At 36.3% G+C, this 25,894-nt stretch carries 19 protein-coding genes; 12 read left to right on the forward strand and 7 right to left on the reverse strand.

The window, feature by feature from the left end; translation table 11 throughout:
• Positions 1-672: 672 nt before the first annotated feature.
• Positions 673-2,028, forward strand: a complete 1,356-nt coding sequence (locus ACFINL_RS04830) for an L-cystine transporter (RefSeq protein WP_375638025.1) — start codon at positions 673-675, stop codon at positions 2,026-2,028.
• 7 nt (positions 2,029-2,035) lie between these two features.
• Here ACFINL_RS04830 and ACFINL_RS04835 read toward each other — a convergent pair whose 3' ends face one another.
• A complete protein-coding gene (locus tag ACFINL_RS04835) occupies positions 2,036-2,914 on the reverse strand; it encodes a methyltransferase (RefSeq protein ID WP_375638027.1) in 879 nt (292 codons plus the stop codon).
• Between the two features lie 196 nt (positions 2,915-3,110).
• Between ACFINL_RS04835 and ACFINL_RS04840 the strand changes: the two genes are divergently transcribed.
• Together ACFINL_RS04840 and grxC are read left to right on the forward strand one after the other, a co-directional pair.
• The gene (locus tag ACFINL_RS04840; protein WP_375621100.1) at positions 3,111-3,896 is read left to right on the forward strand and encodes a ComF family protein; all 786 of its coding nucleotides are present in this window, start codon (positions 3,111-3,113) and stop codon (positions 3,894-3,896) included.
• Positions 3,897-3,943: 47 nt separating this feature from the next.
• On the forward strand, positions 3,944-4,198 hold the full coding sequence (grxC, locus tag ACFINL_RS04845) for a glutaredoxin 3 (protein WP_375612081.1): 255 nt from the start codon (positions 3,944-3,946) through the stop codon (positions 4,196-4,198).
• Positions 4,199-4,218: 20 nt separating this feature from the next.
• Here grxC and ubiG read toward each other — a convergent pair whose 3' ends face one another.
• Positions 4,219-4,962, reverse strand: coding sequence for a bifunctional 2-polyprenyl-6-hydroxyphenol methylase/3-demethylubiquinol 3-O-methyltransferase UbiG (ubiG, locus tag ACFINL_RS04850; RefSeq protein WP_375638029.1), 744 nt, complete (start codon positions 4,960-4,962; stop codon positions 4,219-4,221).
• Between the two features lie 188 nt (positions 4,963-5,150).
• On the opposite strand from ubiG, the gene ACFINL_RS04855 reads away from it, so the two are divergent.
• Positions 5,151-6,407, forward strand: a complete 1,257-nt coding sequence (locus ACFINL_RS04855) for an aspartate kinase (protein ID WP_375650702.1) — start codon at positions 5,151-5,153, stop codon at positions 6,405-6,407.
• A gap of 2,589 nt (positions 6,408-8,996) precedes the next feature.
• Here ACFINL_RS04855 and nhaA read toward each other — a convergent pair.
• Entirely contained in the window at positions 8,997-10,355 is a 1,359-nt protein-coding gene (gene nhaA / locus ACFINL_RS04860; RefSeq protein WP_375650707.1) for a Na+/H+ antiporter NhaA, read from the reverse strand.
• Positions 10,356-10,501: 146 nt separating this feature from the next.
• A complete protein-coding gene (locus ACFINL_RS04865) occupies positions 10,502-12,208 on the reverse strand; it encodes a hypothetical protein (RefSeq protein WP_375650711.1) in 1,707 nt (568 codons plus the stop codon).
• Positions 12,209-12,562: 354 nt separating this feature from the next.
• Here ACFINL_RS04865 and ACFINL_RS04870 point away from each other — a divergent pair, with 354 nt between their 5' ends.
• The 8 genes from ACFINL_RS04870 to ACFINL_RS04905 all read left to right on the forward strand — a co-directional run bounded on the left by ACFINL_RS04870 (position 12,563) and on the right by ACFINL_RS04905 (position 20,736).
• Complete coding sequence (locus tag ACFINL_RS04870; protein WP_375612086.1) at positions 12,563-14,329, forward strand: SLC13 family permease; 1,767 nt, start codon at positions 12,563-12,565, stop codon at positions 14,327-14,329.
• A gap of 573 nt (positions 14,330-14,902) precedes the next feature.
• Complete coding sequence (locus ACFINL_RS04875) at positions 14,903-15,574, forward strand: tetratricopeptide repeat protein (RefSeq protein WP_375612087.1); 672 nt, start codon at positions 14,903-14,905, stop codon at positions 15,572-15,574.
• Positions 15,575-15,578: 4 nt separating this feature from the next.
• Complete coding sequence (gene der / locus ACFINL_RS04880) at positions 15,579-17,003, forward strand: ribosome biogenesis GTPase Der (protein WP_375612088.1); 1,425 nt, start codon at positions 15,579-15,581, stop codon at positions 17,001-17,003.
• 1,031 nt (positions 17,004-18,034) lie between these two features.
• Positions 18,035-18,469 (forward strand): AtpZ/AtpI family protein, encoded by a 435-nt coding sequence (locus tag ACFINL_RS04885; protein WP_375612110.1) that lies wholly within the window; start codon positions 18,035-18,037, stop codon positions 18,467-18,469.
• 7 nt (positions 18,470-18,476) lie between these two features.
• On the forward strand, positions 18,477-19,235 hold the full coding sequence (locus ACFINL_RS04890; protein WP_375612111.1) for a F0F1 ATP synthase subunit A: 759 nt from the start codon (positions 18,477-18,479) through the stop codon (positions 19,233-19,235).
• 54 nt (positions 19,236-19,289) lie between these two features.
• Positions 19,290-19,520, forward strand: a complete 231-nt coding sequence (locus tag ACFINL_RS04895) for a F0F1 ATP synthase subunit C (RefSeq protein ID WP_005773968.1) — start codon at positions 19,290-19,292, stop codon at positions 19,518-19,520.
• A gap of 143 nt (positions 19,521-19,663) precedes the next feature.
• On the forward strand, positions 19,664-20,230 hold the full coding sequence (locus tag ACFINL_RS04900; RefSeq protein WP_273790398.1) for a F0F1 ATP synthase subunit B: 567 nt from the start codon (positions 19,664-19,666) through the stop codon (positions 20,228-20,230).
• An 11-nt stretch (positions 20,231-20,241) separates the two neighbouring features.
• Positions 20,242-20,736, forward strand: coding sequence for a F0F1 ATP synthase subunit B (locus ACFINL_RS04905; RefSeq protein ID WP_375612090.1), 495 nt, complete (start codon positions 20,242-20,244; stop codon positions 20,734-20,736).
• 124 nt (positions 20,737-20,860) lie between these two features.
• Here the strand turns inward: ACFINL_RS04905 and glyS are convergent, their stop codons facing one another.
• The 3 genes from glyS to ACFINL_RS04920 all read right to left on the reverse strand — a co-directional run bounded on the left by glyS (position 20,861) and on the right by ACFINL_RS04920 (position 25,810).
• Positions 20,861-23,083 carry a glycine--tRNA ligase subunit beta gene (gene glyS / locus ACFINL_RS04910; protein WP_375650716.1) on the reverse strand — a complete coding sequence of 741 codons (2,223 nt, stop codon included), beginning with the start codon at positions 23,081-23,083 and terminating at the stop codon, positions 20,861-20,863.
• Positions 23,083-24,024 carry a glycine--tRNA ligase subunit alpha gene (locus ACFINL_RS04915; protein WP_375606430.1) on the reverse strand — a complete coding sequence of 314 codons (942 nt, stop codon included), beginning with the start codon at positions 24,022-24,024 and terminating at the stop codon, positions 23,083-23,085. Before ACFINL_RS04915 ends, glyS begins: the two co-directional genes overlap by 1 nt.
• Before the next feature lie 91 nt (positions 24,025-24,115).
• Entirely contained in the window at positions 24,116-25,810 is a 1,695-nt protein-coding gene (locus ACFINL_RS04920; RefSeq protein ID WP_375612092.1) for a tetratricopeptide repeat protein, read from the reverse strand.
• Between the last annotated feature and the right edge of the window lie 84 nt (positions 25,811-25,894).

Raw genomic sequence — 25,894 nt, forward strand, 5'->3', positions numbered from 1 at the left:
TTTTGATTGATTCAAGATAAACAGGTTTGAAATGAGAGAATCTTACGTTATTCGGGACTCTCATTTAATATGCAAAACAGTAAATTATGATTATAAATCAACATGTTGTATTTCAAAGCCTTTTTATGACTATAAAAAGAGTTTTGAAAAATAAAAAAGCTTTCATTGAGAGCAAAGAAAGAATGTATAAAAAGTATTTTCAATAAAATAATTATATTTGAAGTGCTGATCAAAGCTATTGAGAGTGCAGTCCATAAAATGAGCAGAAGTAGCTTGTTGGTGTATTTTCTAGAAAAATCATGAATGTTCGATTGTTAATTCATCCTTGCTTGGAAAGCTCGCTTCAGTTCAAATAGAAAAAGAGAGAGGTAAGGAGATTTATAGGATAAGATATGCTGGAATTATTCAATATTAAGATGCAATGAATGTTGTTTATATTTTTCTTATTTAACTATTTTATAAGAGCATAAATTTAAAGAATAAGAAAATAATTTTATTTATTTTCTTTAAACAGTTATTAGTAGATAAAAAATTCTCTTTTAATCTATAAATTAAAAAAATAATGATTTTGTAAAAGCCTTGTAAGCTTTATAGGTTAATTTTAAATATCATGCATTGATTTTGAATTATGCAGATTATTTATGTCAACCATAATAATAGTGAGCATAGACAATGACACTTAATTTTTTCGTCAATTTATTTCTATTTGTTATTTTTTTATTGTTGGTTTTTCAAAGTAAGAAAATGCAATGGAGTCTTTCACTACGTGTTATGCTATGGCTTATCCTTGGCTTGATTTTTGGAAGTGTTTTGCAGTTTATTTATGGAGAGGGTGAAAGCACTTTATTGAAATCCGTTGAATGGTTTAACATTGTCGGTGAGGGCTATATTTTATTGTTGCAAATGATTGTTATGCCATTGGTTTTTATCTCTATCGTTTCAGCAGTTGCTCATTTACATTCTGTTTATGCTGTTGGAAAGATGAGTATAATAACAATTTCAATATTGCTTTTTACAACGGCTCTTTCAGCATTGGTTGGTGTGCTTGTGGTTAATTTTTTTGGATTAACAACCGATGGTTTGGTGCATGAAGGGCAAAATGTTTCTGCTCTTCTTGAAGGTCATATTTCTAAACTTGGAGATATGAATATACCAAAGATGATTTTGTCTATGATTCCTAAAAATCCATTTGCTGAGTTGAGTGGAGCTAAACGTACGTCAATTATTAGTGTTGTGATTTTTGCGTCATTTTTAGGTGCATCGGTTCTTCTTTTAAAGAAAGATGAGCCAGAAAAAGGAGAAAAAGCGCTTTTATTTATTCAAGTGGCACAAGCTTGGATTATGCGGTTAGTCCGTATTGTGATTGCTTTGACGCCTTATGGTATTTTTGCACTTATGACGAAAGTAGGAGCAATATCGCGTATTACAGATATTTTAAATTTACTGGTTTTTATCATTGCCTCTTATGTCGGTATTATTTTAATTTTTGGAATTCATGGTGTATTGCTTGGTATTTCTGGGATTAATCCCTTTCGTTTTTTCAAAAAGGTTTTACCAGTTTTAACATTTGCTTTTAGCAGTCGTTCAAGTGCTGCAAGTATTCCTTTGAATATTGAAGCGCAAACACAGTGGATAGGTGTACCACAATCCATTGCGAGTTTTGCAGCTTCTTTTGGGGCAACAATTGGACAAAATGGTTGTGCTGGTCTTTATCCAGCGATGCTTGCGACCATGATTGCACCCTCTATGGGTATTAATCCTCTTGATCCTACTTGGATTGCTACGCTTATTGGTGTTGTAACGTTGAGTTCTATTGGTGTTGCTGGTGTGGGGGGAGGTGCTATTTTCGCTGCATTGATTGTGTTACCAATTATGGGGCTTCCTGTTACTTTGGTTGCTGTACTTATCTCTATTGAACCGCTAATTGATATGGGACGGACTGCTCTAAACGTGAGCGATTCAATGATAGCTGGAACGGTCACCAGTCAAATATTACGGACAACAGATAAAAGTATTTTTAAAAAATAATTTTAGATTATATTTTTTGGGGCTGTAAAACATCTGTAAGAGATATTTGCGCTGAACCAGGTTGTAGCGGTTTTTGTTGATTGGGATGAGGAGCCCAACCAGAGAGCCAGATGAAAGAAAAATGTGCACGAATACGTCCATCAGGATCACTAAATCGTTGTGCATAGATTTCAGCTGCGCGGAGAAAAAAACGTTTGGATACAGGGCGTCGTGAACGATTGATGAGTGCATTTTGCATTCCCATAGCTTTAAGATCGTGCATAAGGTCAAACATTGTATTATAACGTATTGTGATATCTTCAACGTCTGCTACAGGCAGGGCAAAGCCAATACGCTGTAAAAGAGCGCCTGCATCACGAATGTCGGCAAAAGGGTAGATTCTAGGGCTTGCTCCATCATAAATTTCACTTTCAGCTTGCAGCAGGCTTTCGCGCAATTCTCTTAATGTACCAGCTCCTGCCATAACAGCAAGAAATAAGCCATCTGGTTTAAGAGTATTTTTTATCTGGCTTAGAACACCAGGGGTATCATTGGTCAATTGTAATGAAAGAAGTGAAACAATAAGGTCACAGTAACTTTGAGGTAAATCAAGAAATTCTCGATGACGTAAATGAAATTTTTTATCATGGCTTTGATAAAGCGTATCGGTCTCAATGCGTTCTATGGAACAAACTTTTCCAGATTTCATTAAAGCTTGCGCAGCAAGGTCTGTATGGCTGTGTAAATCGAGAGCTAATGTAAAGAGGCGATCAACAGTGCTAAGGCGTTTATAGAGATCTTCTGCCATGTGAGAGAGTAAAAAGTCACATCCTTTTTTTGCTTTTTGAAAGGCACGTTTTCGGAATTGTTCAATGCGGTTATGATCAAAAATTAAAGGATGCGACATATTGTAGAACACTTTCGATCTATGAAAGAATATATTTTAAAAAGGTTCATTATTTGTGCAAGCTCTGTCAAGTTTATAATATGAAAGAAAATAAATTTATAGAAGGTAAGAGTTTTTAAAGGAATTAAAATTATAAATTGAGGAAATACAAAGGAACTTTTGTTCTGAGGGAAACTTGTAAAAGCCTAAATTTATAATGTTGTATTTTCGAGAAGCGGCGTTAAATAGCGGAGATATACTAAGTAAGTTCGTTGAACGCTTGAAAACGATGCTTTATCCACCAATTTGTCCTGGATGTAAGCAAAATGTTTTTACTTATGGTACGATTTGCTCCGAATGTTGGAAAGATCTTCAATTTATCACAAAACCTTATTGTCCTGTTATGGGGACTCCTTTTGTTTGTGATATGGGGGATGGTTTTCTTAGTGGTGAAGCACTCCGTAATTCCCATCCTTTTTCACGTGTTCGCTCAGTCATTGTTCATAAAGGGCTTGCACGAACTTTAGTAACGCGCTTAAAATATGGTGATCATATAGAATTGGCATCATTTATGGCCAATTGGATGATGTTTGCTGGACGCGAGGTTATTGATGATTGTGATGTTATTATTCCCATTCCATTGCATTTTCGTCGTTTTTGGGAGAGGCGTTATAATCAATCTGCTGAGCTTGCACGTTACATTGCAGCATCACAAAAAAAGCTTTTAAAACCGAGTTGGCTTGTTCGTTGTCGGCATACCCGTCCGCAGGTTAGTCTTTCTTCGAGAGAGAGAAAACTTAACGTAAAAAATGCTTTTAAGGTTTCGCATAAAGTTAAAAAATATCTCAAAGGATGTTCTGTTTTGCTGATTGATGATGTATTTACAACGGGTGCAACAGTTACAGCAGCAGCTGCTGCATTAAAAGATGCAGGTGCACGACAGGTTGATGTGCTAACATTTTCGCGTGTTCTCAAAGAAGATTCTATTTTTCCCTCTTCTTAAGAGGAATTTAAAATGAATATTATTAAAAAATATTGGAGGATAATACTATGAAAGAGGTAATAATTTATACACGCCCTAACTGTCCTTATTGTACAAAAGCACGTGATTTGCTTAATAAAAAAGGCGTAAAGTATACAGATATTGATGCTTCCACATCCCTTCGCCAAGAAATGGTACAGCGTGCAAATGGACGTAATACATTTCCACAAATTTTCATAGGTGATTATCACGTTGGCGGTTGTGATGATCTTTATGCTTTAGAGGCTGAGGGAAAGCTCAATTCTTTATTACAAGGCATATGATATTTGTAAATTACATATTCTTAAGACCGTTTTGCAAGAAGGAGATAGTTAACGCCCATGTCTTTTGAGCGATTCCAGCTGTCGTTTAATGGGTTATAAGTAATACCTATCTCATCAATGACAGTCAGAGCGTTTTTTGATAAGAAATTTTTAAGTTCTAGAGGTTTTAGGAATTTTTTATAATCATGGGTTCCTTTAGGAAGCCAACGTAGAATATATTCAGCGCCTACAATAGCAAGCCCCCATGCTTTCCATGTGCGGTTGAGTGTTGAGACAAACATCACCCCTTGTGGTTTCAGCATTTTTGCTGTAGCTTCTATGAAGAGATTAACGTCAGCGACATGTTCAACAACTTCCATATTAAGGATGATATCAAATTTTTCTCCTTCATTGGCAAGTACTTCTGCTGTCGTCGTGCGGTAATCAATGGAAAGATCATTTTGAGCTGCATGGGTTTTTGCGACTTCAATATTTGTTTGTGCAGCATCAACGCCTACAACTATAGCACCAAGACGTGCCATTGGTTCAGATAACAAGCCTCCTCCACAGCCAATATCAAGAATTTTCAAATTGTGAAAGGGCGTAAGTGAAGAAGGGTCACGATTAAACTCTAAACAGATTTTTTCTCTGATGTAAGCAAGGCGTGTTGGGTTAAATTGGTGAAGAGGTCGAAATTTTCCTTGTGGATTCCACCATTCTGTAGCAATACGTGAAAAATGATCAATTTCACTTTGATCAATAGTTGTTTGTGTTTCATCGATCATGTTGCCTTCCTTTATTTTTAATGATCAGGTCAAGTAGATTTTATACAAAGTCAAGAGAAATTAATATAATCATAATGAAACTTGCACAAATGATAGATATTCGCTATGTCGAGAAAATGGTTAGTTGATACAGCATCTAATTCTCATTACTGTTTGAGATAAGAGATGTAAAGGTAAGAGTGTTATTAATGGCGCGCATTGTCATGAAATTTGGTGGAACGTCTGTAGCAAACATTGAATGTATTCATAATGTTGCAAGGCATGTCAAAAGAGAGGTTGATGCAGGCAATGAGGTTGCCGTTGTCGTATCTGCGATGGCTGGTAAAACGAATGAACTTGTTCAGTGGACAAGTGATGCTTCCTCTATGCATAGAGATGCTCGTGAATATGATGTTGTGGTTGCTTCTGGTGAACAGGTTACGTCAGGTTTGTTGGCTTTGACACTTCGAGAAATGGGGGTGAATGCACGTTCATGGCTTGGTTGGCAAATTCCTATTCATACAGACAATGCGCATGGCCGTGCACGTATTACTAATATTGATGGATCTTTTTTAATCGAGTGTTTTCAGGAAGGTCAGGTTGCCGTTATTGCTGGTTTTCAGGGGTTATCTCCGGATAACCGGATTTCTACCTTAGGGCGTGGGGGATCAGATACAAGTGCTGTTGCTATAGCCGCTGCTGTACAAGCTGATCGCTGTGATATTTATACGGATGTGGATGGTGTTTATACAACGGATCCACGTATAGAGCCGAAAGCGCGTCGTTTACCAAAAGTAGCTTTTGAAGAAATGCTAGAAATGGCTTCTCTTGGTGCAAAGGTTTTACAGGTTCGTTCTGTTGAATTGGCAATGGTTCATAAGGTTCGTACCTTTGTGCGTTCAAGTTTTGAGGATCCTGATGCGTTAGGCATGGAGGATCCAATGAGTTCTTCTGGAACACTTATTTGCGATGAGGATGAAATTGTGGAACAACAAAATGTTACTGGTATTGCTTTTGCTAAGGATGAAGCACAAATTTCCCTTCGTCGGCTTGCCGATCGTCCAGGGATTTCGGCAGCAATTTTTGGTCCCTTGGCTGAAGAAAGCATTAATGTTGATATGATTGTGCAAAATATTTCTGAAGATGGCTCAAAAACTGATATGACTTTTACTGTACCATCATCAGATGTAGAAAAAGCCGTTACACTTCTTGAAAAGAATCGCAAAGAAATTGGATTTGATGTTCTCCAGTTTGAAAGCGATCTCGCCAAGGTATCTGTGATTGGTATTGGAATGCGTAGCCATGCAGGTGTTGCCGCTACAGCATTTAAGGCTTTGGCTGAAAAGGGTATTAACATTCAAGCAATTACGACCTCAGAAATTAAAATTTCTATTTTGATTGATAGTGCTTACACTGAACTTGCGGTTAGAACATTACATGCTGTTTATGCACTTGATAAGGGATAAGTATTTTTTAGTTTCAACAGAGTTTCAATAACGTAAAGCTTTAATATATATTAATAATTTTTGTTAAGGATATTTATATTTTTAACTTAAATGGAATATTTAATACAGCAGGACTCTCTCATTTTAAACTTGTTCATGATGAATTTAAAATGGTCACTTATACATTACAAGAGAAAGATGTTTGGGTAAAAAACTGTTTAAGAAGGGATATAAAATATGCCGTCTATAAACGTTTTAGGGCCTATAGAGTGAGATGGAGAAGACTTTACGATAAGCCTTAATAGAACTAAGGAACAATGCACTGCGTTTATTCAAAGAATGCATGTTACATGAGGGACAGCCTCGTGAATACAGATTTAATATTATAAATCTTAGAGAAATGGGAGCTCATTGGATTAGTGACGGAATTACCAAAATAGAATTGATGATGTATTTTCTAGAGATGTTTAGTTTGTCATCAAATGATTGTTTATGACTTTATGTATATCTTGAAAATTTAATTTTTTCCGTATTACGAGGCAATAAAAAATATATCTCTATAGATAATATTTATGTTGCACTATAAGTTATAAAATTACCATGTCTTACGCGTTTATAGCTTCTTCAGAAGTACTTTTCATAAAATAATGATAATGTTACAGTGTGTTTCTTTTATGATTTTATTACTTAAATTTTTTTCATGTCTATTTCTCTTTTTTGAATTATGATTAAGATTTTCAAAGTTTTTGATACCTCCATATGTTCTTTAGGTTAACTTTCTTCCCTTAACTACTCTATTATAAGTATTTTCTGTGTCATACTGCCAATCACACATGAAATACATTCTTTCGTTTTTGCAGTATATTGTGCTAGTTTCTTATCATGTTTACATATTTTGCAAATGGTGGTCTTTGTAAGTAAAGCTCTTCTTGTGAGAAATATAGCCATATTATTTTACCCTTCTTGTATTTTATGTGGCGTTGTACAATTTGAAAGTCTCGGAAATATTGCTTTTTAAATTATCTATGAAGAGTATTTTATGATATCAAGAAATATAGAGCGTGCTCTTTGAACAAAAAGAAAATAAATATCAAATAAGAGCGGAAAAAGGGGAGAACAACGATATATATGCTCTATTTTTCCACCAATCATATGTTTTAGAATAGTCTAAATGACTAGGATTTTCTTTTTTTCCGCGAGTTAATTACGTAAACTAGAGTGCTCCCTATGGAAGCATGCTTCAAGTTTAATTCTTTCATGGAGTGAGACAAGCGATGTGTCGATGATAAAAAACGGGAATATTTTTCCACTCCATTGTCAATTTAATAGTGATGTTATGACGTTGTTATTCCAAATAAATCTTTTGTTTTTTGTTACCTGTATCAATATCTAATGTCAGAGCAGATGCATATTTGATGGTATATTGAGACGGATAAGGGGCCTACGAGCAACTCCTGTTTTTGTATGCCAGATAGGAATAAGGATGTTGCGTATACCTGGTGGGGTAATTTCTGAAATGGAGATAAAACCTAATTGGGTGAGAATATGAAGCCATAAAAGTGAAAACCAACTTCCATTTTACAACTTCCTTTTAATTCTGCTTTACAATTTTCAAAGGTATTGACAGCAATATCTTTTAAATAATGGATATTACACATTGGTTCACGTTTTTGTTTATTGCGTTATTTAAATCGTATATACCTTTCACGTAAAACAAAACGCTATTATAGTGCCAATTTACGTGCTTGTTTTGAAAAAATATCTCTCAAGTCCATTTCACGGCACCGACCATGAATGGTATAACGGTAAAGCCATTGTGCGCCCCATCTCCTTCTTAGATCAAAGGTGTCAGTTGGCCGTCATCATTTAATTTTTAGTTTTTGTGTTGAACAACTCTTGTATGGATATGGTGAAGCAGTCTTCTTTCTTCAAATAATCCATATTTCTCATCGGCTTGTGACGTGTAAGAGAATAGTCTTGATTGATTTATCATGTACAGATTTGAAATGAAGAAATCATACGATATTTGAACTCCATTCAAGATTTATAATGATAAATTAAATATTTTTTATCCAAAAATAATGTGCTTTTAAGCAGATAAAAATTAAAGTTATTTAGAATACCGCAATAAAATCAGTAACGAGGAGGGTGGTTTATTGAAAAAAAATAAACCATGGAATTACTTAACTGATTATTGAATTTTGCTTATTCTTATCTGTTTCGTATGATTAAACATAAGATATTGATTCATAATAATTAATTTTTTTATAGTGAATAATAGTCCTGACGAAAGGCAGCTTTTCTGAAACCACGAAGCCTTTTATATTGAAACAATTAAAATCATTTCTGTGCATATCATGAGTGGAGCTGGTGCATGAGTAAAAGAATATTGAAGAAAGGAATAAAAATATCTCTTATAAGTCTTTTTAAGAGTCAAAGGTGTTGTAACATTAGAGGCTCGTAAATAGTATGATGATGTTAGTTTTCTCCTTCATAAGTGTAAAGATGAGGCGAGACAACAGCTTTTACATTAAATATCGTCCGAACCCAACAAATGAGCGAAATCGCTTTTTAAAAGTTCTGCATAAAAATGTATTTTCAGTTAGTTTGTTAGGAACTATGAGAAATTCCTTTATTGCGCTTAATATAAATAAATCCATATCCCAGACCGATAAGGGCAGATAAACCTGAGCCACAAAGGACCCCAATTTTTGCCGCATCAAGCAGAATAATATCTTTAAAAGCGAGCATTGAAACAAAAATAGACATTGTAAAGCCAATTCCTGCTAAAAAACCAATGAGTAAAACACCTGTCCAAGTCATATGAGGGGGTAGGCGGCATAGACCTGATTTTACAGCTATATAACTGGCAGTGATAATACCAAGAGGCTTACCGATGAAAAGACCAATGACAACACCCAGAACAATCAAGAATGATTTGTCAGAAGAAAGATCAAAGTTTGCAAAACTTACTCCTGCATTTGCGAAGGCAAAAACTGGCATGATACCGTATGCAACCCATGGATGCAATGCTTTTTGAACACGTGTTACTGGGGCAATCATGTCCCGTTGTCCTTTGCGCATCTTTTTCAATGCTGTTGAAATATGATGCAGATCTGTTTTTGTATTTTTTTCTTGAAGAATTTGCATAGCGTTACTGAGCATGGTGAGTGGCGCTACAAGAGTACGGGTAGGAAGAACGGGAGTCATCATCCCTAAGATTACGCCAGCAAGCGATGGGTGAACACCTGTTACCATTAAACCCCACCAAATGATTGCACCAGGTAAAATGTAAAGCCATGCTGATGCAAGCCCGATCCACTGAAAAAATAGTACCAAAGCAATACCTACTCCTGCAATCATTAAACCGCTAGGATCAATGTTTGTTGAGTAGAAAAAAGCAATAATAAGAACAGCGATAATATCGTCAATAATTGCTAATGATAGAAGAATAATATGAAGATTAGAAGGAATTTTTTTTCCTAGAAGAGCAAGAATACCTAGAGCAAAGGCAATATCTGTTGCTGTTGGCACAGCCCAACCGCGGATATGTCCCTCGTTAAAATTGAAGATAAAGTAAATAATTGCAGGAACACAAACGCCCCCTATTGCAGCAACAATTGGTAAGATTGCTTGTTTAAAATCGGCAAGAGCACCTTCATGAATTTCGCGTCGAATTTCCATTCCTGCGACGAGAAAGAAAATAGTCATAAGGGCATCATTAACCCAGAAATGTAAATCCCATGAAAGAGTGAAATGACCCAAATTAAAGCCAAGAGGTGTATGCCAAAAAGATTCATAGAAAGCAGCATATTTAGAATTGGCAAAAATAAGTGCAGCAGCAGCAGCTAATAAAAGAACAACACCACTAAGAGCTTCAATATGGAGAAAACGCTCGATAGCAGAAAGCGCTTGATTGGTGACACGAGAAGCGCGATTAGGCAGGCGATTTGAAGATAAATCAGACATGAACAACTCCAAGAATCGACAATTTTAGATTCTATATTCTCTGTATAAATGACTCTGTGTGATACCTTCTGTATCATATAAAAGAAAAAAGAGGAATAAAGTTCTTAATTTATAGGTAAGATCATCATGTTTAAAGCACAAAATGTTTAAGGTGATGTTTCATTTTTAATAGTGAGATGTACTTTGCTTAAAGCCTTGGATAGATCATTTTGTAGAGCAGATTCGAGATCAACTATTGCGAGACCTTTATTATCGTTTGCTTTAATTTTAACGATCAATGTTTGTGAATTTTTAGCAAATTCTCCTAAGGATTTTGAAATTTTTTCTGCTTCGTCATGATTTTTTATCAGAATTTTTGGGGTCTGCGTCATCATTAGATAGAAATCGTCATAAAGTTCCTTTTTTAGATCATGTTGGCTGTCATTAAGGTTTTGCGCAAGATAAGAAAAAAGCTTATCAATGAAACCTGCATCCGTATATTGTATATTAATTTCATTGATGCCAAGGTCTTGAGACGCAGCAATCATTATATTTTTCTGACCAGAAAAAAGCTTTTCATCAACATCAATAACCTTAGCAGATATGTTCCCAGATCCAACGTTTTTCATATTGAAAGACATTGTATCAAGAAAGAGCATACGTTTTTTTTCATCGTAAGAAATATCAATTTTTCCTGAAACATTAAAGCGCTCAAGATTGATTTTTTTAAGCAAATTTAAGTCTTTTTCATTCATTTTTTTAGGTAAAACGGAAAGGTTATTGAGAGAAAGAAAAAGCTTTTTAGGGATAGGCTGTTTCCACAAACTTGGTTTGAATTGGAATGATTCGAGCGTTGCTTTCAACTGCGGTATATCAACAGTGATATTATCAACTTTGGCATCCGCTGAGGTAATGGCGAGCAGTATGTTTAGAAGAAGACCATTTTGTGCTACTTTTTCAGCGATTTTATTATTCTCTTTTCTTGCATTAAGATAAGCTTTGATTAATTTTTCAGGAGTTTGTTCAAGCGGTTTCATCTTTAAACCAGATGTTTTAAACTGTCCAAGGAAGAAAGAGCTGTTTTTTTCTGCCTCTTCAAAAATATCGACACTTATATTATTCAAAGAAATGGGGCCAGTAACGGTTTTACCTTGATTGAGAGCATTGTTTTTTCCAAAAATGATAGAGTAGGCATAGTTGATATCGATATCATGGGCTTTTATTGTATCACTTTTAGCCATAAGTTGCATCTGTTTGGCACCATTTGCTACGACCGTTTTAAGATCCATATTTTTGATACTAACTGAATGGATATGGTTATTTCTAAAATCAGAAAGCTGGAAATTCTTGATTTCAACCGTTTCTGTTCGGTTATTTTTATTTTCTATAGAAAGTTGTATATTGGGAGCAATAATTGAGGAAAGCTCAATACGCATCATTGATTGTAAAAGACGTGATGTTATCGTTCTATCCTTTTCTTTTAAGGATACATTCCGAAGAGAAATTTGGGGAATTTGCACATGAATATTATTATGCTTTAAATCAACATTATAAAATGTAAAAGTTCCGGGAATAAAGGAAAGAGGAGGACGGGCAGAAATGGCGCCAATTTTAAGTGATGTACCAGCTGGAACAGGTATTGTCACATTCTTCAAATTGATTTTACCTAGAATGCTTACTTCAGATGTTTCGGCTTTTATGGAATGACGGGCTATTTCTTTTCTTACAAAACCGTCAAGATAGGGTTTTGCAATATAAAATCCACCAACAATTATAATTGCCAAGATAGCAACAAATCCAATAATGCAAGTGAGCCAATATCTGAGGTTACTTTGATACCCACTATTAAGATTGACCATTCTTTCTTCTTTCATTTTTATCACTCTTTGAATTGAGAGTGAAGATAAATTCTTTTAAGCAACGACAAAGGTTTAAATATAGCGTGTACCAGTTTCAACAATTATCTACTCTCTATATTAGAGTTATTCTCATCTTTTTTACAATATAGCTTTATCAACTTTTATCAATTTTCTTTGGGTTCAGCACTTTATAGAAAAGCACGCATAATAAGGAGAGGCAAGTTTATGCGCATCATAATTTTTTATCACTTTAAAATTATCCTAAAATATTTCGATGTCTGCTTTTATCTTGCTGCTGTTTATAGGAATATTTAAAACATAAAAAATATGTTCTTGTTCATTATAATTTAATGGGGAGAGGTAAGTGTTATGACAGAAAATCAAATAATGGCTTTTTCGATCATTGGTCTCATGATGGTTGTTTTTATTTGGGATCGATTTCGTTATGATCTTGTTGCTATTTGTACTTTATTAATAGCTTGTGCCCTTGGTCTTGTCAGTCCGAAGGAAGCTTTTAGCGGTTTTAGTAATGATATCGTTATTATCGTGGGGAGTGTGTTTGTTGTCAGTACTGCTGTATCTCGCTCTGGTATAATGGAATTTATTATCCAACGGATATGGCCAGACGTGAAATCGGTGCGTCTTCAATTAGCTTTTTTGGTTCTTTCTGTTGTCGTATTATCAATGTTTGTTAAAAACATTGGTGCTTTGGCGATTATGCTTCCGATAGCTTTTCAGTTTGCACGTCGTTCTCAGGTTTCTCCTTCTGTCTTTTTGATGCCCATGGCCTTTGGTTCTTTGTTGGGGGGGCTTATGACACAGATAGGAACATCTCCCAATGTTGTTATTTCAGCGATGCAAGAACGTTTAGTAGGAACACCTTTTACTATGTTTGATTTTACACCAGTTGGTGCGGTTGTTGCGACGGCTGGTGTTGTATATTTGGTCTGTTTTTATTGGCTTTTGCCTGTGCGTGTGCGTTCAGGTGTATCGTTTGATGATGCCATTGATATTCGTAATTATGTTGCAGAAGTACATATTCCAATAAATTCACCGATTGTGGGAAAAAATATTGTTGATTTGGTTAAGCCATCAAGTGGTGATGTTATGGTGATTCAAATCATCAGAAACAAAGTATCTATTTCACCATTACCAGATTTTGTTTTGTCTGAAAATGATATTATTTTGCTGGAAGGATCACATACAGGGTTAGATAGCGTGATGAACTCTGCTCGTTTAGAGTTTTTTAAGGGGGGAACTATTGTTGCAGGTGATAAGGACAGTGATATTATTGAAGCAGTCATTACCCATAATTCACCTCTTATCGGTATTAGTGCGAAAGAGTTTTCTTTATTTGATCGCTATAATGTAAATTTGCTTGCGTTAAGTCGTCAACATGAAAGGGTGCGGGGAAGACTTGATGATATTATTTTCCATCTTGGAGATGTGATTGTTTTGCAAGGACAGGATGCAGTTATTCCAAATTTATTAAGAGAATTGAAATGCTTGCCCCTAGCAAAACGAAATATTGTGTTTGGAAATTTACGACATGGTTTCATCTCTTTAGCTGTTTTATTTATAGCAATTATTTTTACAGCTTTTCATATTGTTCCAGTTGCTTTTTCTTTCTTTTCTGCTGCTGCTGCAATGGTGATCTTTCGTGTTTTGCCCGCGCGTGATCTGTATCAGGCATTAGATGGCCCAATATTAGTGCTATTAGCGGCTCTTATTCCAGTGAGTGAAGCGTTAGAGAAAACAGGATGTACGGATCTCATTGGTCAATGGCTGAGCCAATTGGCAATATTTTTCCCGCCATCCGGTGCTTTAGCGCTTATGTTGGTGACAGCTATGTTGGTTACGCCATTTTTGAATAATGCAGCAACAGTGATGATGGTAGCACCAATTGCGTCAAGTTTTGCTCATTCCCTTCATTATAAGCCTGAAGCTTTTTTGATGGCTGTTGCAATTGGTGCGGGCTGTGAGTTTCTTACACCTATTGGACATCAAAGTAATATGCTCGTGATGGCGCCAGGAGGATATCGTTTTAGTGATTATCCACGTTTAGGTGCTCCATTGGCGGTGTTGATCGTTATTATTGCTGTTCCAATGCTTATGTGGGTTTGGCCTTTACAATAGGATATTTTTAGAAACTTTAAGAATCAATTATAAAAGGTTGTTAATCGTATGAAGATAAGTTGAAGGGATATACTTTATATAAAGAGCTCTAACTGAAGATTTGGAATTATACCACACTGTAATCATGGCGCTTCGGTATTTTTGATACAGATAAAAATTTATCTATTTGGTTTTAGTAGATATTCATGGAAATTTACTGTTTATTCAAGTTTTTTCAAGAATTGGTTTTTCTATTATAATTGTATAATCCAATACAACCAACGATTGCGGTTGAAGACTTTAAAAGATTATTCCTCTATATAATGGAGAGAAAGTTCGCTTGAGATGATAGGCAATCATGATAAATATTAAGGCAGTGAATTTTTCATAATATGTAAAAGCTGTAATGTGAACAAACAGGGTGCTTACATCATTTTCGATTAAGACTGTTGCAAAAATCTGATTGAATTGGCTACATGTTGATTTAAAATAAATAAACGAGCAATTTAAAGATTTTTAGTTAATTAGGGCTACCATCTTTATCCATTTATGCGTAAAAGCACAGGTGAAGTAACTTTTTTCAAGGTATGATATATGTCGTATGATAGTTTTATTGCTGAAGTGAATGCAGAATTTCGTCAGGAAAAGGCGCTTGCTTTTTGGAGACGGTATGGTTTTTCAATTATTGGAGCGGCTGTTCTTTTTATATTCATGATAGTTGCTTATCAAGTTTATCATCATACACAAATAAAGAAAGCTGGTTATATTGGTGATGCATTTGTAAAGAGTCTTGATCTTGCGGATACACGTGATTTTGATAAAGCGATAAAGCAATTAGAAACTGTTAAAACCTCTCATTTTGGGGGGTATCCTTTTCTTGCTCGTTTACGTGAGGCTTCTTTACTCATGGAGAAAGGTGATATTATTAAGTCAGTGGAGATCTTTGATTCTGTTGCAGCGGATGAGAAAGCACCGCAGATTTTGCAGAAAGTTGCAAAAATTCGGGCGGCTTATATTCTGGTTGATACAGGGACATTAGCTGATGTTGAAAAGCGCATCAAAGATATGGCAAGTGATACCGATCCTATGCGTATGTCTGCAAGAGAAGCTTTAGGCTTAGCTGCTTATAAGGCGGATAAAATGGATGAGGCGGTTTATTATTTTAAGAAAATTTCTGAAGAAGGTTCTTTGGGTTTAAAAATAACAGATCGGGCTCGAATGATGCTTGAGCTTATACAAGCTGAGGGCAAGGCAAATAAGGAATAAATCGATGAGCCTTACCATTGCTATCGTTGGTCGTCCCAATGTTGGGAAGTCAACACTATTTAATCGTTTGGTTGGGCAAAAATTGGCTTTGGTTGATGATAAGCCTGGTGTAACACGTGATCGGCGTATTCATGCGGCAAAACTTCAAGATCTACGTTTTGATGTGATTGATACGGCTGGGCTGGAAGAAGCAGGTGATCATACACTTGAGGGGCGTATGCGTTCTCATACAAAAGTTGCAATTGATGAAGCGGATCTTATTTTATTTGTATTTGATGCAAAGAGCGGAATAACACCAAGTGATTTAAATTTTTCTTCATTGGTTCGCAAATCAGGAAAGCCAATTGTGCTTGTTGCCAATAAGTCTGAGTCAAGAGCGGCAACAGGAGGAGAGTATGAGGCGTGGTCATTAGGTTTGGGAGAGCCATGCCCAATATCGGCTGAACATGGTTTGGGACTTAGTGATCTGCGTGATGCAATTATAGATGCTGTTGGGTCAGAGCATGTTTTTGGCAACAACAAAGAAGAAGATAGAATGATACAACCTGCATCTGTTGGTGATGATGTAAAGGATTTGGAAGAAGAAGAGCTTATTTACGATGAAAGTAAGCCCATTAGGATTGCAATTGCGGGGCGTCCCAATACAGGAAAATCCACTCTTATCAATAGTATGTTGAAACAAGAGCGATTGTTAACAGGACCAGAAGCAGGACTCACGCGTGATTCTATTTCTGTAGATTGGGAATGGCGTGGTCGTCATATTAAACTTTTTGATACTGCAGGTTTACGTCGAAAGTCGAGAATTCAAGAAAAATTAGAAAAACTATCTGTTGCAGATACTTTGCGTGCTATTCGTTTTGCAGAAGTGGTGGTCATTGTTTTTGATGCAACGATACCTTTTGAAAAGCAGGATTTACAAATTGCTGATCTTGTGATTCGTGAAGGGCGTGTTCCAGTTATTGCTTTCAATAAGTGGGACCTTATTGAAAACAGTCAGACCACATTGATTGATTTGCATGAAAAATGTGCGCGATTTCTTCCTCAAGTTCGTGGTTTGAGAGCTGTTCCTTTATCAGGACAATATGGTCAAGGGATTGATAAACTGATGGAAAATGTCATGATGATGCACCGTGTATGGAATCGTCGCATTTCGACGGCTAAATTGAACCAATGGCTTGGAACTGTTGTGGCACATCATCCACCTCCTGCGGTTTCTGGACGTCGACTTAAGGTTAAATACATCACACAGGTTAAGACACGTCCTCCTGGATTTATGATTTCCTGCTCGCGCCCCAAAAGTATGCCTCAGTCGTATTTGCGTTATCTTGTCAATGGGTTACGTGAAACATTTGATATGTCTGGTATACCCATTCGCATATCATTACGAGCCTCTGATAATCCTTTTGCGACACGTTCTAAGAAGAAATGATAACTCTTTAATTTTTTAAGTGAATGAAATCTATACTTAAGAATCTTAAAAATAAGTTTTTTCAATGATCTTTCTTTTCATAAAAGAAAAAGTTTTATTTGCTAAAGTTTTAATTTTATTGATAATCATTTCATGAGAAGAGTTTAATAGGGAGTATTTAAGAAAGAGTACATAATCCTCTTAATGGGTCATTAAAGTGCAAGAATAGATGCAATATGAGGGTAGGGGAATGTAATTATGATGCTTGTTTGAAAAGCAGCATTAGATTATCGTTTCATAAAAATAAAGCTTATGAATAAGCGCTTTTGCTTACGATAGTTTGTCTGAATAAAAAGCAAAAATATTTGCTGAATCTACGGATATTCAATTGTAAAGAGCGAAATTCATAAAAGTGGATTAAAATTGTATAAAGTAGTATGGTAATCGTATTTAAATTTTATTGTGTTCTATTGGCTTAATCTATTTGAAATTTTGGATTTATTAATATCTTGTATTTAAAGGACCTTCTCTTAATACCCTCAAGCTCATTTCGTGATGAGGCCTGTAATGGCGGATGTAAAATACTTTGCGAATAGGATCATATAGAAACCATTGATTATTTCATTTTCATAAAATAAAAAGTGCAAGTTTATTCGAATAAAAGGAGAAAACCAACGCTCTCATACTGTTTTTAGCTTTCTATGTTCTCTTTCAAAACTAGGACTGATATAACATTGGGAGTCGGAAAATAAGATGGTATTGGTTTACACCTTTTGTTAAGTGTAAAAATGGTTGTTCTATGAGTTTTATATTATTCACGTGAACTTTTCGTTATACATTCACGGGTGCTGTCGTGAAATCGGTTTAGGTGCTTGGAATATCTTTTTAAGAAAGCATGTAAATTGAAAAATACGTTATTTCTGCAATAAAATTTATACGATAACTTGTGATAGATTTCTTTTAGTATCTTGACGAATAAATTCGGGAACAATATGATGCACACGGTTTTATGAAATGTATTCTTACGTTGCTTTTTAATTAAGGAGCCAATGATGGCGATGGGCGAGAAACCCGTTATGAGCCGTAAGGAGGCTGAAGAGGAAAAGCAAGGAGAGTGTCTTCATTCAGAGGATTTGGAATGTCGTAGTAGGAACTTAAGCGTAGCTTTAGTGCGCAAGCAAGCATTAAAGAAGCGGGAGCATAGGAATAAGCGGGAAAAATCACAAGGAAGGATGGCAGGTGCAATTAAGCTTTCCAGTGAGTTTCTGGCAAGTATTATAGTTGGTATTGTTTTGGGGTTGGGGTTTGATAAGTTAGCAGGTTCATGGCCTTGGGGATTGGTATTTTTTCTCTTCTTTGGATTTGCTGCTGGTGTATTGAGTATTCTTCGGTCTGTGGGGTATGTTTCCTCCAGTCAATTAGGAAAAAAAGGCGTATTGCGCCAAGATAAACAAAATAAAGGGGCCAATGAGAGGTCCGATAAATGAGGTTGAAGTGACAGCGCACGCTCCAGATCCTATTCATCAGTTTGAGGTTTTAAGGCTGATTAAGATTTCCATAGGAAATATGGATTTATCGTTTACAAATGTATCATTGTTTACAGTTCTCACGGTTGTTGTAACTTCTATTTTTCTCTTTATTTCATCATCGAGTCGTGGATTGGTTCCAACGCGGATGCAGTCTCTTTCGGAAATGGCATATGAATTTGTAGCATCGACTCTGCGGGAATCATCTGGTGTGCAGGGAATGCAGTTTTTTCCTTTAGTTTTTTCTCTGTTTACTTTTATTTTGGTTGCTAACTTTATTGGTCTCTTTCCTTATTTTTATACGGTTACGTCTCAAATCATGATCACGTTTTCGTTAGCAATGGTGGTAATTTTGACGGTGATTGGTTATGGCTTTTATAAGCATGGGGTCAGTTTTTTGAAACTGTTCGTTCCCAGTGGAGTTCCTGTTGTGGTTTTACCTCTGGTGACAATGATTGAGGTTATTTCTTTTCTCTCCCGTCCAATTAGTCTTTCTCTTCGTCTTTTTGCGAATATGCTTGCTGGTCATATTACGCTTAAAGTGTTTTCTGGGTTTGTTGTTTCAATGATTGGGGTAGGAATTGTAGGTGTGGGTGGTTCGATTTTACCGCTTATTATGACTGTAGCAATTACTGCTCTTGAGTTTTTGGTCGCATTTCTTCAGGCTTACGTCTTTACGGTTTTAACTTGTATGTATCTTAATGATGCAATTCATCCAGGACATTAATAGAACTGGCGGTTTTCCGTCGAATAATGCAATTTCGCTTTAAAGGAGAATAACATGGAAATGGTGCTTGCAGCAAAATATATTGGCGCTGGTCTTGCTTGCTTTGGTATGGCTGGAACAGCTTTAGGACTTGGTAATATTTTTGGTAGCTATCTTTCTGGTGCATTACGAAATCCATCAGCAGCAGATAGTCAGTTTGGACGTCTCGTCTTTGGTTTTGCTGTAACAGAAGCTTTGGGAATTTTTTCATTGCTCATTGCTTTATTACTTCTTTTTGGGGTTTAATCATTATCAAAAGGGTATATCTGTTCTTGCATGAGGAAAGATTTACCCTTTTAGGCTCTTAACTAGAGAGATGCCAGAGAGATGTTTGTCAGTTATCATCGGTTATAGAGGGCTTTAATAAGCTATTTAAAGGATGAAAGAAGATGTTTGTTTCAAGCGCTTATGCACAGAACACTGAAACGTCGATAGAACATATTAAAAAGGTGGCAGAGCATGCAAATCGTGTGTTTCCGCCTTTTGATTTTGTGCATTTTGGTTCGCATTTTTTCTGGTTGGCAATTTCTTTCGGACTGTTTTATCTTTTTATCTCCCGTGTAATTGTACCACGTATTGGCGGTGTTATTGAAACACGGCGAGATCGAATCGCATCTGATTTAGATCAGGCAATGCGCATGAAGCAAGAAGCAGACATTGTTGTTGAAACTTATGAGCGGAAATTAGCAGAAGCGCGTTTGAACGCGCAGGCTATAGCGCAGGTAGCTAGTGAAGAATTAAAAGAAAAGGCAGAGCTTGAACGGAAAGAAATTGAAGAGAGTTTAGAGAAAAAACTCGCAGATGCTGAAAAACAGATAGCAAAAATTCGGGATAAAGCGATGCAAAATGTTGGTTCTATCGCTGAAGAAGTAGCTCTTGAAATTGTGAAAAAATTGATTGACGTTGATATCAGCAAAGAGGCTGTTCGTTCAGTTGTTAAAACTGCGGATTATTGAGGAAGACAAAGATGACTGATACTTTTTGGGCATTTGTTGGGTTAGTTCTTTTTTTGGCTCTTTTAGTCTATTTCCAAATTCCACAGAGGGTTATACACCATCTTGATGCGCGTGCGAAACGTATCAAAGATGAACTGGATGAGGCTCTGCGTCTTCGTGAAGAAGCACAAGAAATATTGGCTGAATATCAACGCAAACATGCAGAAGCAGAAAAAGATGCGCAAGAAATTATTGCAGCAGCAAAGCATGAAGTTGAATCTGTTATTGCTGAGGCACGTGCAAAGGCAGAAGAATATGTAAAAAACCGCAATAAATTGGCAGAACAAAAAATTGCCCAAGCAGAAGCGGATGCAATACGCATGGTTTCTTCATCAGCGATTGATTTGGCAATTTCTACAGCACGTACCCTTATTGCAAGGGAAATAGATTCTAACAAGGCAGATGAACTTATCAAAGAGTCTCTTGAGAAAGAATCATTTATCAAAATGAAAACATATCTTAATTAATGATATTTGAGAGATAAAGAACAGTCTCTTTGGTTGCATAATTTTCTCAATATTAATTAATAAAAGTCATAAAAAAGAAAAAATTATCTTCATTGTTTTTATCAGTTAATAGGGTATTTTGATTTTAAATGACAAGTTTTGAGAAGTCTGCAACCGATTGTGTAACAATGTGAGTATGTTTGAGAAGAGCAAGACGGTTAGCACGAACATCAGGTTTTTTATCATTCACCAATACTTTTTCAAAAAATATATCAATCAATTTTCCAAGTGGCGCTAGCACACTGAGTGCAAATGATAAATTTGTTGCATTGATGGGAGTAAGAACCTTTCTTTCTACTTCACAGATTGCATGATAGAGCTGCTTTTCTTCTTTCTCGATAAAGAGCTCAGGATTAATTTCATTCGCTATTGTTGTGCTTTTTTGAAATTCATTTTCAAGAATATTGGCAGTACGTTTTACAGAGGCTACAAAGTTCATTCCATCATGGGTATTGATAAAAGCGATAAGCGATTCGACACGACGTGCAACCAATAAAAAATCATCAGAATCTTTATTTAAAACGGCTTCAAGGGCATCGTAACGAGCGCCTTCCTCTTTTAGATGGATTTTCAGACGGTCATGAAAAAAGAATAACAGATCTGATAAAATATATTCTGTTTTTTCTGGAAGCAGATTCTGCAATTGTGAATTTTCTCTTTGAGAGATTTCATATTTATTTTTTTGTTGTAAGAAAAGATTCGTTGCTAACTGGAACAGCGGCATAAGATTGATTTTCCAATCTCGCGAAAGTACAAGCCTAATAATTCCCAATGCTGCTCGTCTTAACGCATAGGGATCTTTTGAGCCCGTTGGTTTTTCATTAATGAGCCAAAAGCCAACGAGCATGTCAATTTTGTCGGAGAGCATAACGGTTATAGCAAGTGGTTCTTGTGGAAGACGATCTGTTGGTCCTTGAGGTCTATAATGGTCTTCGATTGCTACAGCTACGCGAGGATCTTCCCCTTGAAGAAGGGCGTATTTTTGCCCCATAACACCTTGTAGTTCAGGAAATTCTCCGACAATTTCTGTTTGCAAATCAGCTTTTGCAAGGATGGCTGCACGTTTTGCTAAAAGAGGATCTGTTTGTATCAAAGGGGCAATTTCTTGTGCGAGTGCAGCAATGCGTTCTACCCTTGCTCCTTGTGTACCTAATTTAGCATGAAAAGTTACATTCAAATGATCAAGTCGCGCCATTCTTTGATCGAGAGGTTTTTTTATATCAAGTTGAAATTTTTTTATAGAAGATTCCAATTGTTGAAGATCAGGCAAATCACGCTGATCGGTTTGCCAAAAATGAAGTGCATCAGAAAGACGGGCACGGACAACCTTACTATTTCCTTTCGAAATTTCTTTGCCTTCATCATTTGCAAGAATATTAGAAACGAGAATAAAATGATGAGAAAGTTTTACTTTTTCTCCTTGTTTGCGGGTGACAAAACATTTTTGATTGGCTCGAATGGTCAAGCGAATAATTTCTGGAGGAATATCAAGGAATGATTTGTCAAAATCACCCATCAGGATAACAGGCCATTCAACAAGACCAGCAACTTCTTCTAGGAGGGGATTATCTTGAACCAGTTCTAAACCGTTTGCAAAGCAGAGATTTTGGGCATCAGCTAAAATAATATTCTTTCGTCTTTCGGCATCCAGAATGACTTTATGGGTTTCAAGTTGAGTAACATAGTCATCAAAGCGGCGCACTTGAAATGGCTCTCCATCACTTAAGAAACGATGACCATAAGTTAAATTATTGCTTTTAAGAGAACCAATTGTAAACGGAATAACATGTGTTTCACCAATTTCTGGTCCGAAGATGCAAAGAATGTTTTGTAAAGGTCTAATCCACTTCAAAGTACCACTTTGTGCTGAATCTTTTCCCCAACGCATAGATTTCGGCCACGGAAAGTTGCGGATAATATCCGGTAAAATATCGGCAATAATTTCTTCTGCAGCTCGACCTTTTTTAACAATTTTAGCAATATAAAAATGACCTTTTTTATCATCATGTCCAATATGCGCTTCAGAAACATCATTTAATCCTGTTGCACGTAGAAAACCATCAATTACATGCTGTGGTGATTTTATACTGGGACCTTTGCGTTCTTCATGGACATCTTTGGAGCGTGTGGAAAGTCCGCGTATGTCCAATGTTAGCCGACGAGGTGTCCAATATTCACGAGCAGCTTCATAGATCAATCCAGCATTCACAAGTTGATCTGTAACAGATTTCTTAAGATCAGCAGCAGCTTTTCGTTGCATACGTGCGGGGATTTCTTCACTGAAAAGTTCAAGAAGAAGATCAGACATTAGGCTTCTCCAGTATATATTTGTCCAGCTTCTGTGAGTAAGAAGGCTTCCCCACAACGGCGCGCGAGATTACGAACGCGAAGAATGTAATTTTGTCGTTCGGTTACAGAAATAACGCCACGTGCTTGCAAAAGATTAAAGATATGGCTCGCTTTAATACATTGATCATAGGCAGGAAAAACACAGCGATGGAATACATTTTCTTTATTTGGTTTTCCAGCATCAAGAAGTGCGCTGCATTCGCGTTCTGCATCGATAAAGTGCTGATGGAGCAGTTTTGTATCAGCAAATTCGAAGTTATAATATGAGTATTCCTGTTCTGCTTGTAAAAAAATATCTCTATAACTTATTTTGTTTTCTCCCTCCAAACCATTAAAGTTAAGGTCATAGACGTTATCAACCCCTTGGATATACATCGCTAGACGCTCAAGACCGTATGTGAGTTCCCCTGAAACAGGAGCGCATTCAATGCCGCACACTTGTTGAAAATAAGTAAATTGAGAGACTTCCATTCCATCGCACCAACATTCCCATCCAAGCCCCCAAGCACCAAGAGTGGGACTTTCCCAATCATCTTCAACAAAGCGAATATCATGCAGTTTTGTATCAAGCCCGATAGCTTGTAGCGACTTTATATAAAGTTCTTGTAGATTGAGCGGAGAGGGTTTGAGAAGCACTTGGAATTGATAATAGTGTTGTAAACGATTTGGATTCTTACCATATCGGCCATCTGTTGGACGTCGAGAGGGTTGGACATAAGCAACTTTCCAAGGGCGTGGCCCTAGAGAGCGTAATGTTGTTGCTGGATGAAAAGTCCCAGCTCCGACTTCCATATCGTAAGGTTGCAAAATTGCACATCCATAGTGTGCCCAATAATTTTGCAAAGTTAAGATTAGTCCCTGAAAAGAACGTTTGGGGTTAAGATGTTCAGGCAGTTTCACGCTTTATACTCTTTATATTGGACTAAACAAAAAAACAAAGTAATTTTAGTTTCTCTATTTATTATTCATGTGGTTTATGGTTAAGCATCGTTTATTGCAAACCAAATTTCAACTTTTCTTGAATTTGTTCAGAATTTTCTGGTTTTCCGTCAATTGCGTGGTTCCATTGAAAGATTGCTTCACGTTTACGTCCAACTTTCCAATAGGCATCCCCTAAATGATCATTCAGTGTTGGGTCTTCAGGTTGTAATCTGACAGCATTTTCTAATATTTGCACTGCTTTATTATATTCTTTTAGTTTATAATAAGCCCACCCTAAAGAATCGAGAATATGACTGTTGTGAGCTTGCAAAGCAGAGGCTTTTTGTAGCATACGGAGCGATTCTTCAAGCTTCTCACCACGTTCCACAAGGGAATAGGCTAAATAATTAAGAACCTGCGGTTGATTTGGAAAAAATTCAAGTGATTTTCGCAAGTCAAGTTCTGCTTTTGGCCATTGCTTTAAACGTTCAAAAGCAATACCACGCTGATAAAAGAGTTTCCAATCGTCCTGCTGAAAGTTTTTTATCTTTGTAATAGCGTAGTCTAGAGTTTTAATAGCCTCAAGAAATTTATTGTCCTGCATATAAAAAGCAACGAGCGTTATCAAAATATTACGATCATTGGGAAATTTTTTATTTAACAATGTGAGTAATTTTATTGCTTCTTTGTAATTGTTGTTATTGGCAAGAAGGAATGCAAGATGAAGTTGTCCATCTTTATAATAAGGAGATTTAGGGGATAAAGCGCGATAAAGTTTAATTGCTTGATGTGGATCGTTCAATTTAGCAGAAATGTGTGCGAGCTGAAACAGTGTTGCGTCATTTTGAGGGTATAAGGCGAAAGATAATTGCTTAAAAATACGTGCAATTCGCCCTGAGTTTTTGTAGTTGAGGGCTGTTCCAAAATTATATAATACCTCGGCTGCTCCTTGTTGAGGTGTTTTAATAACTCTCTCTAAGAAAGAATTTTTTTCAATTTTTTCTTGAAAGTTTTTAAGGACTTCTCGACCTGACAACATTTGTTCGCCATGCTGGATTGTTTGAAGAGCTTGGTTGCGCATATTATGGCGCAATTGGAATGAGGCATAGGCTATGATAATACGCTCATAAGTATTAGGAGCGATAAGAGTTCCCTGTTTGTTACTCAGTGCTTTAATGAAATATTTTTTTGCATCCTTTGGCCGTTCTGCAAGGTCGCTCATAAGTGCTAGATGATAAGATATAAAAAGATCATACCAGACAGGACCTTTGAGTTTCTTAAGATCATCGATTGCCTGAGATTTTTGTCCAGATCCAAATGTAATCCAAGCGCCGATGAGTTCAGGTATTGGATTATTGGACGTAGGAAGTTCCTTTAATTTCAGAAGAGCCTTGGCATTCTTATAATCTTTTTTGATGAGACTTTCTACTGACAAAGTTAAGGAAACAAAGGGAGTTATAACATCGTTCTCTTTGAGTTTTTGGGCTTGTTGGACAGCTTCTTTAAAGTTTCCGACCGAGAGCATAGCTTCAAGGAGCTCTTTTTGTGTTTCAATGTTATCAGGTTGATAAACCAGTGCTTGTTTAAAATAATTGATAGCAAGTTCTGTTTTATTTTCATGATTTGCAACCCGTCCAGCTAAATAAGCACCTGTAAATGAGCTTGTATGAGTTGCTGCACTTATTTTACTGTAGGTGAGGGATGGCATCAGCATGATACCCACGATAAAGAGGGCAAAAAGTCGAGATACCGTTGCAGAGCACATGGAGCTAATCCTTTTCAAGATAATCAATTGATGGTGTTGTTTATAGATCATATCTCATTACTTTGTTGAAAAATACTGCGATTC

It is taken from the genome of Bartonella sp. AA78NXGY (assembly GCF_042197005.1).
GTDB lineage: Bacteria > Pseudomonadota > Alphaproteobacteria > Rhizobiales > Rhizobiaceae > Bartonella.

What these genes read in the sequence shown, in the direction of transcription:
- ACFINL_RS04830 (WP_375638025.1), top strand. Translation starts at nt 673, where the DNA reads ATGACACTTAATTTTTTCGTCAATTTATTTCTATTTGTTATTTTTTTA.
- ACFINL_RS04835 (WP_375638027.1), bottom strand. Translation starts at nt 2,914, where the DNA reads ATGTCGCATCCTTTAATTTTTGATCATAACCGCATTGAACAATTCCGA.
- ACFINL_RS04840 (WP_375621100.1), top strand. Translation starts at nt 3,111, where the DNA reads ATGTTGTATTTTCGAGAAGCGGCGTTAAATAGCGGAGATATACTAAGT.
- grxC (WP_375612081.1), top strand. Translation starts at nt 3,944, where the DNA reads ATGAAAGAGGTAATAATTTATACACGCCCTAACTGTCCTTATTGTACA.
- ubiG (WP_375638029.1), bottom strand. Translation starts at nt 4,962, where the DNA reads ATGATCGATGAAACACAAACAACTATTGATCAAAGTGAAATTGATCAT.
- ACFINL_RS04855 (WP_375650702.1), top strand. Translation starts at nt 5,151, where the DNA reads ATGGCGCGCATTGTCATGAAATTTGGTGGAACGTCTGTAGCAAACATT.
- nhaA (WP_375650707.1), bottom strand. Translation starts at nt 10,355, where the DNA reads ATGTCTGATTTATCTTCAAATCGCCTGCCTAATCGCGCTTCTCGTGTC.
- ACFINL_RS04865 (WP_375650711.1), bottom strand. Translation starts at nt 12,208, where the DNA reads ATGAAAGAAGAAAGAATGGTCAATCTTAATAGTGGGTATCAAAGTAAC.
- ACFINL_RS04870 (WP_375612086.1), top strand. Translation starts at nt 12,563, where the DNA reads ATGACAGAAAATCAAATAATGGCTTTTTCGATCATTGGTCTCATGATG.
- ACFINL_RS04875 (WP_375612087.1), top strand. Translation starts at nt 14,903, where the DNA reads ATGTCGTATGATAGTTTTATTGCTGAAGTGAATGCAGAATTTCGTCAG.
- der (WP_375612088.1), top strand. Translation starts at nt 15,579, where the DNA reads ATGAGCCTTACCATTGCTATCGTTGGTCGTCCCAATGTTGGGAAGTCA.
- ACFINL_RS04885 (WP_375612110.1), top strand. Translation starts at nt 18,035, where the DNA reads ATGGCGATGGGCGAGAAACCCGTTATGAGCCGTAAGGAGGCTGAAGAG.
- ACFINL_RS04895 (WP_005773968.1), top strand. Translation starts at nt 19,290, where the DNA reads ATGGAAATGGTGCTTGCAGCAAAATATATTGGCGCTGGTCTTGCTTGC.
- ACFINL_RS04900 (WP_273790398.1), top strand. Translation starts at nt 19,664, where the DNA reads ATGTTTGTTTCAAGCGCTTATGCACAGAACACTGAAACGTCGATAGAA.
- ACFINL_RS04905 (WP_375612090.1), top strand. Translation starts at nt 20,242, where the DNA reads ATGACTGATACTTTTTGGGCATTTGTTGGGTTAGTTCTTTTTTTGGCT.
- glyS (WP_375650716.1), bottom strand. Translation starts at nt 23,083, where the DNA reads ATGTCTGATCTTCTTCTTGAACTTTTCAGTGAAGAAATCCCCGCACGT.
- ACFINL_RS04920 (WP_375612092.1), bottom strand. Translation starts at nt 25,810, where the DNA reads ATGTGCTCTGCAACGGTATCTCGACTTTTTGCCCTCTTTATCGTGGGT.